This window comes from Algoriphagus sp. UBA3586 (assembly GCF_002376385.1).
GTDB classification, from domain to species: Bacteria; Bacteroidota; Bacteroidia; order Cytophagales; family Cyclobacteriaceae; genus Algoriphagus; species Algoriphagus ornithinivorans.
The window spans coordinates 1-11,330 of the sequence record NZ_DFMT01000033.1 but is presented as its reverse complement, the minus strand read 5'-3'; the positions used below and the strand labels follow the sequence as shown (position 1 = coordinate 11,330).

Below are 11,330 nucleotides of genomic sequence, written 5' to 3'. Positions count from 1 at the left end.
TTTTGGCCAATAAATAAGATAAGCTATTCAGGAACAAAATTATCAGGTATGAAACTGGCAGTTGGAGATAAATATGAGTCAATCATCCAAAAAAGTGATTTAGTCAGTAGAGATTTAAGCTGGCTGAAATTTAATGAACGCGTGCTGGATCAGTCCAAAAAAGAGCATCGTTCAATTTTTGAAAAACTTAAATTTCTGGCAATCACTGCATCTAATCTGGATGAGTTTTTTATGATCCGGGTAGGTTCATTGTATAATTACCTGGATTATGATAAAGAGCGGATTGATTACTCCGGCCTGAGAGAAGAGCCTTTTAAAGCTAAATTGATGAAAGATTGCCAGCAGTTTCATGCAGAGCAGCATCATCATTTTATTGAAAATGTACTTCCTAGATTGGGTGAAGAGGGGATTTCTTTGGTCAATACTTCCAGACTGACAGCCGATGAGCAGGAAAAGGTTCGTCAGTATTTTCAGAAGGCTATTTATCCAATGCTTACGCCCATGGTGTATGACGGGTACAGAACCTTCCCGATTTTGATGAATAAGCTTTTGATCTTCGGTGTGGTGACAACTAGCCCAGGAGAGAAGAAGGATATGCGCAAACTCAGCTTCGTGCAGATTCCAGCAAATATCCCTCGTTTTTTTGAAATCGAGCGGGATAACATGTTGCTCTTGATTCCTATTGAAGAGGTAATTCGTGAAAACATCGTTTCGCTTTTCAGAAATGTAGAAATAGAAGCAGTCAGTCTCTTTAGAATTACCAGAAATGGTGATTTTACTCTCGAAGAGAGTGAGGATATGGATGCTAATTTCCTGGAGGAAGTGAAGCGGAAGCTGATGGAAAGAAAAACCGGAAGGGTAGTTAGGATTGAAATTGAAGAAGGGTATAGCAAATGGATGCTAAACTCGCTATTGGAAAGATGGAATCTGAAAAGTGATTCGGTCTTTTTGGTGAAACGATCCAGCATGATTGATTTTACCGGTTTCTGGCAAATCGTAGGAAATAAAAAATTCAGAGATAGGTTACCGCAGATCCCAGAGCCGGTTAAACCTCTTTCATATCGGGATGAAGGGACTGCTGATATTTTTGAGATTTTGAAAGAAAAGGATATCCTGCTTCATCACCCGTATAACAATATAGATTCTATTCTTGACCTAATTGAGAAAGCAGCCGATGATCCGGATGTGATGGCCATCAAAATGACCATTTACCGGTTGGCCAAGGAAAGTAGGATCACTAAAGCTTTGTTGAAGGCGGCAGAAAATGGAAAGCACGTATCAGTACTTTTTGAAGTCAAAGCGAGATTTGATGAGGAGAATAATATCAGAGAGGCCAAAAAACTTCAAAAGGCTGGATGCTTCGTGATTTATGGCATCACTCATTTGAAAACGCATACCAAACTTCTTTTGATTGTCAGAAAAGACAGAAATGAGATTACGCGTTTTGTTCACTTAGGCTCAGGTAATTACAATGAGGATACAGCGAGATTGTACACTGATATTGGCCTTCTGACTACCAATGAGGTTTTGGCAAATGATGTATCAGAATTCTTTAATGTAATTACTGGGCATAGCATGCCTTCTCAATATCAAAATTTGATTACTGCTCCTCGTGACATGAGAAATCAGCTAATTGAATATATTGAGCAAGAAGCAGAAAATGCCAGAAACGGTCTTCCAAGTGGGATTTTTATCAAAGTCAATTCTTTGGAAGATTCCGAAATCATTTATGCTTTATACCGTGCTTCCCAAGCTGGTGTGATCATCAAATTAGTGATTCGGGGAATTTGTTGCTTAAGACCAGGAAGACCTGGACTGAGTGAAAATATAGAAGTGATTTCTATTGTCGGTGATTTCTTGGAGCATTCCAGAATTTATCATTTCCATAATAATGGTCAAACCCGTACCTATGCAGGTAGTGCTGATATGATGGTGAGAAGTTTTGACAAAAGACTGGAATCTTTGTTTAAGGTAGAATCTCCGTTATTGGAAAAGCAGTTGATGAATATTTTAGCTTTTAATCTCCGAGACAATTTCAATTCTTATGTGATGCAAGAGGATGGTACCTATTTGGCAAAGGAGCCTGAAAATGGGGAAGAGGTTTTCAATGTTCACAAAGAATTTTTCAACCTGGATCCTGATAAGGTGATGCAGGTCAGATTGATAGATTAAAAAAAAGCGCCGAGAGGCGCTTTTTCTATTTCTTTTTACTTGAAACAACAAGGATTACAATCCCTGCTGCCACCACAATTCCACCGGCATACTGAGGCCAAGCTAGCTTATTTTCTTTGTCAGCCGTAACTTCCAAGGGCCCTGCATCTATGACTTTTTCTTTGGTAGTAAAACTGATACTGCCACTGAAAAGCATAAAAACGCCTGCAATAATTAAAATAATTCCGAAAATTTTCATTGGAAAAGGGTTTGAATGGAACAATAACGAGTATAAAGGTTGGTTTTATTGGTGATTAATCCAATTATTAAAAAGGATAAAAATAAGGAATTAACCAAGTTGCCAATATCCACATAATCAGGTTCAGTGGAATACCTACCACCAAATAATCCCTGAATTTATAATTTCCCGGATTATAGATCATCGTATTAGTCTGGTACCCCATAGGAGACATAAAACTTAAGCTTGCCGCAAAAGTAACAGCCATCAAAAAAGGTCTGGAATCTACTCCAATAGATGCAGCTACAGTAATGGCAATAGGAGCTAAGAGAGCTGCTGTAGCATTATTGGACATGATATTGGTCAATAAAAAAGTCAGTCCAAATATCCCTCCCAAAACAGCTCTAGGACCAAATTCCCCCAAGTTTTCTGTTATCAAATCCCCCAAGAGTTGAGCTCCTCCGGTTTTCTCCAGAGCGGCACCCATAGAGAGCACACCTGCAAGCATCATAATCACTTTCCAATCAATAGCTTTGTAAGCTTCCAAAGGATTAATGGATTTTAGTAAAACAAGAACCACTACTCCTCCAATAGCGCATACAGCTATTGGAAAAACTTTGAAAGCAGAAAGTAATATTACCACAGCCAGCGTGGCAACAGTAAGAATACCTTGAGTTTTATTGATATTTCTACTCTTATTTTCAGCCAATAAAAGAAGATCATTTCCCTCACTCATTCGTTGGATCGCGTCTTCTGTCCCTCTAAGAAGTAAAATGTCCCCTGCGCGAAGTTTGGTCTGCTTGAGTAATCCTTCTAAAAGCCCCGCCCTATGCCGAATCCCAACCACTGTAATCTGGTCAAAAATATGCCGGAAGTTAAGGGCTAATAGCTTTTTATTCACCAAATCAGAATTGGGAGTAACCAGGGCTTCATACAATCTAACTTCATCATCTGTTACATTTTCAGTACTCCATTCCAATTCTGATTTAATGGATAGACCCGTAAATTTCTTTAGTTTTTGTATGGTTTCTTTTTCACAGGTTATTCTTATCAAATCATCTTTTTCAATAGGTGTATTGGGGTAAACTTTCACTTTTCTTCCATCTGCCCTTAGAATTTGCAGGGCTTCTACAGGATAAGCCTTGAATAATTTCTGTTTGTGAAATGGCTCATTGATTTGTTCAAAATCTTTGGTGATGACAATCTCTATGAGGTAATTTCCGAGATGGGAGCTGTCTTTTACACTGAAATGAGCCTTTCGTTTCGGTATAAGCCAAGTGCCTATAGAAATCATATATATAATACCAGCGATAAAAAATATGACCCCAGCTTTAGTCATTTCGAATACTCCAAACTCCTCCAAACCTTCTCTGGCTGCAATTCCACTTACTAGAATGTTGGTGCTTGTACCTAATAGGGTACATATGCCGCCCATTAAAGCTCCGAAAGATAAAGGCATTAAAACTCTGGATGGGGAGATGCCATTTTTTTTGGCAAGCTGAATGACTGTTGGCATCAATAAAGCGACAACTGCAGTATCGTTGATAAATGCCGATAAAATACCAGCGGAGAGCATCAAACTTAATATCAGACCAACCTCACTTTTTTGGGCTTGAAGGGTCAGTAAACGACCGAAGGAGTCTAAAAGCCCTGTATTAAAGATTGCAGCAGAAATCACAAACATTGCTGCAACTGTCACAGTGGCGGGATTAGAAAAACCGGCAAAGCCCTCTTCTAGGTCTAAAATTCCTGTAAAAATGAAAAGCCCCATGATGCCAATGCTGACGGTATCAATGCTTAGCCTTTCGGTAAAAAATAAAATCATCGCCAAACCAATGATAGCGAACACAAGACCGATTTCAAAAGTCATATTACATCAGGTGATAGGTGCCTTTTCTGAGTTTTTTCCGAACTCTGAAATAATTGTAAAAACCAAGAATGATTAATATCAGAGATAATGCAAACGACAGATATCCTAAATCCCGTATGTGGTCCAAATTTTTTACCTCAAACAATGCAGTACCACTGACCAAGAAATACAAAGCAGTACGGATATAGGATAAGAGGGTTCGCTGATTGGCTAAAGTAGTTCTCTGTCTAGCCAAAAAATCCCTGATTATTAATTCGTTTTCAAAGTCATTTTCCATACCTTAATACTAGTTGATAAAAGTAATTTAACAAATCACACAGCCTATGAAAAGAATATTTACGCTTTTCTTTTTAGTTTTTGGGGTAGCTTTTGCGCAAGCTCAAGAAACTGAAAAGGATACAACTTATTGGTTAAAAGAAATAGGGGGAGGACTCAATTTTAATCAGGCCTCTTTCAGTGGTAATTGGACTGGTGGTGGAGTGAACTCCATTGCAGTTGGAACCTATCTTCAGGGTAGGGCAAACTATAAAAAGGAAAAGTGGACTTGGGATAATACGTTGGATTTTATCTATGGAGTAGTGAAAAACCAAGATCAGGCAGGTAGGAAATCCAATGATAGATTGTTCTTGGATTCCAAAGTTGGATATAAGATTGGTGAGTTCTGGAATTTATACTCCTCAGCCAACTTCCTTTCGCAGTTTGCACCGGGGTATAATTTTGATGATACTGGCCGCACATTGATTTCCAAATTTGCCAATCCGGCTTACCTTACATTTGCTTTGGGATTTGAGTATAAGCCCAATGATGAGTTTAGCCTACGATTATCCCCCTTTGCGCCGAGGTTTACATTTGTAACCGATACAGAATTATATTTGAATGTACCTCAAAATTATGGAGTGCCGATAGGAGACAAGGTCAGAACAGAATTGCTTGCCATGAATATCATGGCAGACTGGAATAAGCAACTCTCAGAGAATGTATCTCTCTTGGTACGATATCAATTGTATGCGAACTATGAGACCTTGGCATTTGATACGATTGACCACAGATTGGATGTAGCTTTAACAGCGAAAGTTTCCAATTTGATCAATGTGAGTTTAACAAGTTTGAGTATTTACGATATTGATCAAGACGATAAAATCCAATTTAGCCAGGGATTAGCTTTGGGGATTTCCTTCAAGCGAAGTACGTTTCCGGCCAAGTAATTAATAAAAACAAATTTTTATTTTGGATTTTGTTTTGTTAATAATTGTATTATTTTTGAATTCATTGTGGTAGTTAAATAATAGTTGGTTTAGTTTTCAAATAAAGGGCAGGAGATTTTCTCCTGCTTTTTTATTTTAATCTTGGATAAGTACAATTTTTGAATTTATGAACTTTCTTACTGCCTTTACCCTTCATAAGCGAATTTCTTAGGTAGTTCCCTGTTGGAAAAAATATTTTCCTTGGGATTAGCTTGTAACCTAAAGCTTCTTCCAAACTAGTTGATAGGGGAATAAGTCTTATTACTTGGAATGTAAACCTAAAAGTAGAAAGTAATTATCAAGAGAATAATGAATCTTTCCCATATAGTATGAAAGCACTCAACCTGGCTCATGCCAAATTTATCGGAATTAAATTGTTTTTTTATGGTAATTAAAAATCAAACTCCAATTTTATTTTGACTTAATTCAATTTTAGAATATCTTTTAGTCCTTTTCAAATTAAAAACTCTTTTTTAACAATCAACTTTTATTAAAAAATGGATATAACACCTCAACTAAAAGCACTAGCAGAGAAAGTCTCAACAGTGAAAGAACAAATCGGAACAGAGGAAGCTACTAAAAACGCATTTGTTCTCCCATTCATTCATCTTTTAGGGTATGATATTTTTAACCCCTTGGAAGTTGTTCCTGAATTTACAGCAGATCTAGGATTGAAGAAGGGCGAGAAAGTAGACTTTGCCATTTTTCAAAGCGGAGATCCAATATTAATTATAGAATGTAAACACTGGAAGGAAAAGTTAGATGTTCATGGATCCCAACTTTTCAGATATTTTCATGTGACGAAAACTCGTTTTTCACTTTTGACTAATGGGGTTGAATACCGTTTTTATACAGATTTAGAAGAAACTAATAAAATGGATGAAAAACCATTTTTGGAGTTTGACATTACTAAAATTCGAGATGTAATAATTGGTGAGGTTGCAAAATTTCATAAATCAAATTTCGATGTTGATAAAATTTTAAATAATGCTTCCTTGTTAAAGCATTTGAAAGGGATACGATCGACTATCGAATCTGAAATTGCTAATCCTTCTCCTGATTTTGTCCGATTGCTTGCCAGTCCTAATTATTCTGGTCGAATTACAGCCCAAGTTTTGGAGCAGTTTACTGAGTTGGTAAAAAGAGCATTTTCACAGATGATTTCTGAGAAAGTCAGTGAAAGATTAACAAATGCACTCAATAAAGAAACTAGTTCTTCTGAAACACCTCCTGCAGAGGTGGAGGAAGAATCTAAAGTAGTAACTACTGAAGAGGAAATGGAAGGTTTTCGAATCGTTCAAGCAATCCTCAGAAGGAAAGTAAGTAAAGAACGAATTGTTGCCAGAGATACCCAAAGTTACTTTGGTGTATTGCTAGATGATAATAATAGGAAGCCTTTATGCAGATTGAGGTTCAATGGTTCAAAAAAGTACTTGGGAATTATTGACAAGGACAAAAACGAAACAAAAATACTACTCGGGTCCATTGATGATATTTACGTACATGAAAAGGAGCTTCTTGCTACGGTTGAATATTATAATGAAGAATAGCTGCAAAGAGGGTTTTTCAAATTTATTCCTTTACAAACCAACTGGCTACAAAAGCTGTGAATGTTCCAAATAGTCCAACTCCTGTAGTCATCAATACCATGGCAATTAATCTTCCTTCAAGTGTAACTGGGTAAAAGTCTCCATAGCCGACTGTTGTGATGGTTACAAATGCCCACCAAAGTGCATCACCCGCTGTGAGGATATTACTTTCAGGGTCATTTTCCACTTGTAAAATCGTAATAGAGGCAAATAAGACCATCAGTGTTGCGACAATTATTGCTGAATTTAATGTTCCCTGAGCTTTATTCAGAAAGAAACAGTCCATAAATTCTTTGAGACTTTTGAAGGCTTTGATGATTCTAAGAATCCGAATAAAACGAAAAAGTCTGCCTATTCGGAAGGCATCCACCATAGGAATACTTGCTACTAAATCTATCCATCCCCAGCGCATAAATTTCCATTTGTTTTCAGCCTGATAAAATTGAATACAGAAATCAACAAAAAAGACGAGACAGATTACAAAGTCGAAAACTTGTAAAAGTCTGCTTGTTTCATCTGGTAGCTCAAAAAGAGAGTCAATCAATAAGGCTCCAAGAACATAAACAGAAAGAATTAAAATCAAGATGTTGAGAAAGGTCAATCGCTTCATCTAATCGAAAAATTGAATCGAGCATGAATCTATCGATTTAGTTTGATTAAACAAAAAAAAGCCCAGACTAGGAGTCTGAGCTTATAAGAGTGCACTCGGAAGGATTCGAACCCTCAACCCTCGGAGCCGAAATCCGATATTCTATCCAGTTGAACTACGAGTGCTGCTATATTTTAGCCTTTTAGTACACCTTGTACTTTTTCTGCAGCTTCTTTCAAAGTGATTGCAGAGAAAACCTTAAGGCCAGATTCGTCAATGATCTTAGCCCCTTCTTCAGCGTTGGTTCCCTGGAGTCTCACGATGATAGGAACTCGAATGTCTCCGATTGATTTGTAAGCTTCAACCACACCGTTAGCGATTCTGTCGCATCTTACGATACCACCGAATACGTTGATCAAAATCGCCTTTACATTAGGGTCTTGAAGGATAATTCTAAATCCAGCTTCTACAGTAGTAGCATTTGCTCCTCCTCCTACATCCAGGAAGTTAGCCGGCTCACCACCAGACAATTTGATCATATCCATAGTCGCCATAGCCAAACCTGCTCCGTTCACCATACAACCTACGTTTCCGTCCAGCTTCACATAGTTAAGGCCAGATTTTCCAGCTTCAACTTCCAATGGATCTTCTTCAGCCAAATCTCTCAATTCAGCCAAATCCTTATGTCTGTAAAGTGCATTGTCATCCAGATTTACTTTAGCATCTACTGCCAAAATTTTATCATCTGAAGTTTTCAATACTGGGTTGATTTCAAACTGAGAAGAATCTGTAGCTTCATACGCCTTATAAAGCGCAGTGATGAATTTGGTCATCTCCTTGAAAGCATTTCCGCTCAATCCCAATTTGAAAGCTACCTTTCTTACTTGGAATCCCTGAAGTCCTGCCTTAGGATCAATCCATTCTTTGATAATTTTTTCAGGATGCTTCTCGGCTACCTCTTCGATATCCATACCTCCTTCGGTAGAGGCCATGATCACATTGGATCCTGTAGCTCTGTCCAAAAGGATAGAAACATAATATTCTTTAGGTTCTGAATCACCTGGGTAGTATACGTCCTCAGCGATTAAAACTTTGTTTACTTTTTTACCTTCCGGACCAGTTTGGTGAGTTACCAAAGTTCCTCCAAGTATGTTCTTAGCCTTTTCAGCTACCTCTTCCAATTTTTTGGCAAGTACTACGCCATTGGAACCAGTTTCCTGAACCTTACCTTTTCCACGGCCTCCAGCATGGATTTGAGCTTTAATCACATACCAGGAAGTTCCTGTTTGAGCGTTGAGTTTTTCTGCAGCTTCTTGTGCGGCTTCGGGACTGTCTGCTACGATGCCCTCCTGAATTCTAACGCCGTAACTTTTTAGTACTTCTTTAGCCTGATATTCGTGAATGTTCATCTCTCAAAATTTTTGGGCGAAGTTAAGCCCTAACCGTGGATAAATCAAACCTGAATTTTGCCTTTTTTATTTGTTAGGACCTTATTTGATGGCATAAATGCCCTTTGCCTCGAAGATTTGTTCTAATTTTAGGAGCGTAAATTTTAATAGTATGTTGATAGCCAGAGACATCCATAAATCCTATGGAAATCTCCATGTTTTAAAAGGGGTGGATCTTGAGATTTCCACTTCAGAGATTGTTTCCATAGTCGGTTCATCGGGTGCCGGAAAAAGTACTTTGTTGCATATTTTGGGGACTTTGGATAAGCCAGATCAAGGAACCTTGTCCATGAATGGAAAGGATTTAATAGCCATGAAAGGTGAGGGGCTGGCTCAATTTAGAAATCAGCAAATAGGCTTCATTTTTCAATTTCATAATTTACTTCCTGAGTTTACAGCTTTGGAAAATATTCAGATACCAAGCTTTATCCAGGGAAAAAATCCTCAGCAAATCGAAAAAAAAGCTGGCGAATTAGCTGAAATTCTGGGTATTTCCCATCGACTGGATCATAAACCATCCACGTTATCCGGTGGGGAACAGCAACGTGTGGCAGTGGCAAGAGCCTTGATCAATAGTCCGGAAGTGGTTTTTGCTGACGAACCCAGCGGCAACTTGGATACCAGCAATGCAAGAGCTTTGCATGAGCTATTTTTTACCCTGAGAAAAGAGTTGGGGCATTCCTTTGTGATAGTTACTCACAATGAGGAATTGGCTGCCATGGCTGATAGAAAAGTGGAAATGAAAGACGGAAATATTCTCAGCTAACTCATTTATTGAGTTTTTTGAGCATGCTTTCTATATGTCCTTTGGATTCAAACATATCTGAAAAAACTCCGGCTATTTTCATTTCAGCATCTATCAGATAGGTAATCCTTTTCGGCATTTTGATCAACGGTACCAAGGCATCGTATTTTTGGCAAACCTTTCCTGAGGTATCAGATAAAAGTTCGAAGGGAAGATTGAATTGCTTTTTGAATTTCTCATGCGTAGCCAAATCATCTCTGCTAACGCCAAAAACAGGAATGTCCAGATCCCGAAATGCCGCAAACTGATCTCTGAATTCACATGCCTCTGCAGTACAAACTCTTGTAAAATCTTTTGGGTAGAAATAAAGGATGAATGATTTGCCTTCTAAATCCCTGCTGGGTTTGAGTTCTGTTCCAGATGTCCCTTTCAAAATGAAATCCGGAGCGATTTGTCCTAGTTTTAATGCCATCTTATCTTTTTTAACTCTCCTAAGTATAGATAGTTTATTCTGTTTTTGAAGATTTTTTTTGAACTCTCCAATGATAATTTTGCTTTGTAAGTACAACACCCTAAAAATGAAATAAAAAATTGAAGATTTCTAGCGTTCAATCCATGCTTTTGGCTGGAGTATTTTTTGCGTTGATGAATGTATCAGTCAAGTTCATTCCTCATATCCCTGCCATAGAGATTATTCTGTTTAGGTCTATTTTCTCCTTGATTTTCAGCTATGTTTTTTTGAAAAATCAAAAAATACCGGTCTTTGGGAATAATAAGAAACTGTTGGTTATCCGTGGAATTGTAGGTTCAGTGGGCCTGATAGGGTTCTTTTATACGCTTCAAAAAATTCCATTGGCCAGTGCCGTAACTATACAATATCTATCCCCAATCTTTACAACCATTCTTGGTATTTTTCTAGTTAAAGAAAAAGTCAAACCCATACAGTTTCTTTATTTCTTTATATCCTTCGCTGGCGTTTTAGTGATACAGGGTTTTGATCCTCGAATTGATTTCTTTTATGCCGGAATCGGAATCATCGCCGCACTTTTTTCTGGTTTGGCTTACAATGTGATTCGAAAGCTCAAAAACACAGAGCACCCGCTGGTGATCATATTTTATTTTCCTTTGGTAACTCTTCCAGTTGCTTCGCTGATTAGTTATTTTACTTGGGTTCAACCGATAGGCTGGGATTGGTTGATTTTACTTTGGATAGGTATTTGTACTCAGGCAGCACAATATTTTATGACAGTTGCTTATCAAAATGCCAACGTCTCAAAAATTTCCAGTCTGAGTTATTTAGGAATTTTATATGCATTGTTCTTTGGGTTCGTTCTATTTGGAGAAACCTTCGGAATAATGTCCTATGTTGGAATGGGATTGGTATTAATAGGCATTTTGCTGAATTTAAGAGAAAAATAATCTGTTATCTGATTAGCCGTGTTCAATTCATAAATGC

The 11,330-nt window shown here is 37.8% G+C and carries 11 protein-coding genes and 1 tRNA gene; 5 read left to right on the top strand and 7 right to left on the bottom strand.

Translation table 11 applies throughout. The features are described 5' to 3' along the window. Positions 1-48: 48 nt before the first annotated feature. The gene (ppk1, locus tag B2906_RS12340; RefSeq protein WP_286939876.1) at positions 49-2,172 is read left to right on the top strand and encodes a polyphosphate kinase 1; all 2,124 of its coding nucleotides are present in this window, start codon (positions 49-51) and stop codon (positions 2,170-2,172) included. A gap of 25 nt (positions 2,173-2,197) precedes the next feature. Here ppk1 and B2906_RS12335 read toward each other — a convergent pair whose 3' ends face one another. The 3 genes from B2906_RS12335 to B2906_RS12325 form a co-directional block, all read right to left on the bottom strand. Next, positions 2,198-2,410, bottom strand: a complete 213-nt coding sequence (locus B2906_RS12335) for a hypothetical protein (protein ID WP_219959129.1) — start codon at positions 2,408-2,410, stop codon at positions 2,198-2,200. A 67-nt stretch (positions 2,411-2,477) separates the two neighbouring features. Next, complete coding sequence (locus B2906_RS12330; RefSeq protein ID WP_286939874.1) at positions 2,478-4,259, bottom strand: SLC13 family permease; 1,782 nt, start codon at positions 4,257-4,259, stop codon at positions 2,478-2,480. A gap of 1 nt (position 4,260) precedes the next feature. Further along, positions 4,261-4,536 (bottom strand): YidH family protein, encoded by a 276-nt coding sequence (locus tag B2906_RS12325; protein WP_286939872.1) that lies wholly within the window; start codon positions 4,534-4,536, stop codon positions 4,261-4,263. A 46-nt stretch (positions 4,537-4,582) separates the two neighbouring features. Between B2906_RS12325 and B2906_RS12320 the strand changes: the two genes are divergently transcribed. Both B2906_RS12320 and B2906_RS12315 read left to right on the top strand, forming a co-directional pair. Then, on the top strand, positions 4,583-5,464 hold the full coding sequence (locus B2906_RS12320) for a DUF3078 domain-containing protein (protein ID WP_286939870.1): 882 nt from the start codon (positions 4,583-4,585) through the stop codon (positions 5,462-5,464). 536 nt (positions 5,465-6,000) lie between these two features. After that, positions 6,001-7,053: a type I restriction endonuclease gene (locus B2906_RS12315; RefSeq protein ID WP_286939868.1), complete on the top strand. Its 1,053-nt coding sequence runs from the start codon at positions 6,001-6,003 to the stop codon at positions 7,051-7,053. A gap of 22 nt (positions 7,054-7,075) precedes the next feature. Here B2906_RS12315 and B2906_RS12310 read toward each other — a convergent pair whose 3' ends face one another. From B2906_RS12310 to sucC, 3 genes are all read right to left on the bottom strand, one after another. Next, positions 7,076-7,702: an ion transporter gene (locus B2906_RS12310; RefSeq protein WP_286939866.1), complete on the bottom strand. Its 627-nt coding sequence runs from the start codon at positions 7,700-7,702 to the stop codon at positions 7,076-7,078. Positions 7,703-7,792: 90 nt separating this feature from the next. After that, positions 7,793-7,866: transfer RNA gene (locus B2906_RS12305), tRNA-Arg, on the bottom strand. A gap of 9 nt (positions 7,867-7,875) precedes the next feature. Next, a complete protein-coding gene (gene sucC / locus B2906_RS12300; protein ID WP_091649907.1) occupies positions 7,876-9,090 on the bottom strand; it encodes an ADP-forming succinate--CoA ligase subunit beta in 1,215 nt (404 codons plus the stop codon). Between the two features lie 151 nt (positions 9,091-9,241). Between sucC and B2906_RS12295 the strand changes: the two genes are divergently transcribed. Further along, positions 9,242-9,895 (top strand): ABC transporter ATP-binding protein, encoded by a 654-nt coding sequence (locus tag B2906_RS12295; protein ID WP_144603191.1) that lies wholly within the window; start codon positions 9,242-9,244, stop codon positions 9,893-9,895. 1 nt (position 9,896) lies between these two features. Here B2906_RS12295 and B2906_RS12290 read toward each other — a convergent pair whose 3' ends face one another. After that, positions 9,897-10,346 (bottom strand): peroxiredoxin, encoded by a 450-nt coding sequence (locus B2906_RS12290; protein ID WP_286939864.1) that lies wholly within the window; start codon positions 10,344-10,346, stop codon positions 9,897-9,899. A gap of 143 nt (positions 10,347-10,489) precedes the next feature. On the opposite strand from B2906_RS12290, the gene B2906_RS12285 reads away from it, so the two are divergent. Then, positions 10,490-11,293, top strand: coding sequence for a DMT family transporter (locus B2906_RS12285; RefSeq protein WP_144603230.1), 804 nt, complete (start codon positions 10,490-10,492; stop codon positions 11,291-11,293). Positions 11,294-11,330: the final 37 nt, after the last annotated feature.

Bases quoted from the DNA above. Each gene is read 5' to 3' on its own strand.
- B2906_RS12315 (WP_286939868.1), top strand. From the start codon at position 6,001: ATGGATATAACACCTCAACTAAAAGCACTAGCAGAGAAAGTCTCAACA.
- B2906_RS12320 (WP_286939870.1), top strand. From the start codon at position 4,583: ATGAAAAGAATATTTACGCTTTTCTTTTTAGTTTTTGGGGTAGCTTTT.
- B2906_RS12310 (WP_286939866.1), bottom strand. From the start codon at position 7,702: ATGAAGCGATTGACCTTTCTCAACATCTTGATTTTAATTCTTTCTGTT.
- ppk1 (WP_286939876.1), top strand. From the start codon at position 49: ATGAAACTGGCAGTTGGAGATAAATATGAGTCAATCATCCAAAAAAGT.
- B2906_RS12290 (WP_286939864.1), bottom strand. From the start codon at position 10,346: ATGGCATTAAAACTAGGACAAATCGCTCCGGATTTCATTTTGAAAGGG.
- B2906_RS12330 (WP_286939874.1), bottom strand. From the start codon at position 4,259: ATGACTTTTGAAATCGGTCTTGTGTTCGCTATCATTGGTTTGGCGATG.
- B2906_RS12295 (WP_144603191.1), top strand. From the start codon at position 9,242: ATGTTGATAGCCAGAGACATCCATAAATCCTATGGAAATCTCCATGTT.
- B2906_RS12285 (WP_144603230.1), top strand. From the start codon at position 10,490: ATGCTTTTGGCTGGAGTATTTTTTGCGTTGATGAATGTATCAGTCAAG.
- B2906_RS12325 (WP_286939872.1), bottom strand. From the start codon at position 4,536: ATGGAAAATGACTTTGAAAACGAATTAATAATCAGGGATTTTTTGGCT.
- B2906_RS12335 (WP_219959129.1), bottom strand. From the start codon at position 2,410: ATGAAAATTTTCGGAATTATTTTAATTATTGCAGGCGTTTTTATGCTT.
- sucC (WP_091649907.1), bottom strand. From the start codon at position 9,090: ATGAACATTCACGAATATCAGGCTAAAGAAGTACTAAAAAGTTACGGC.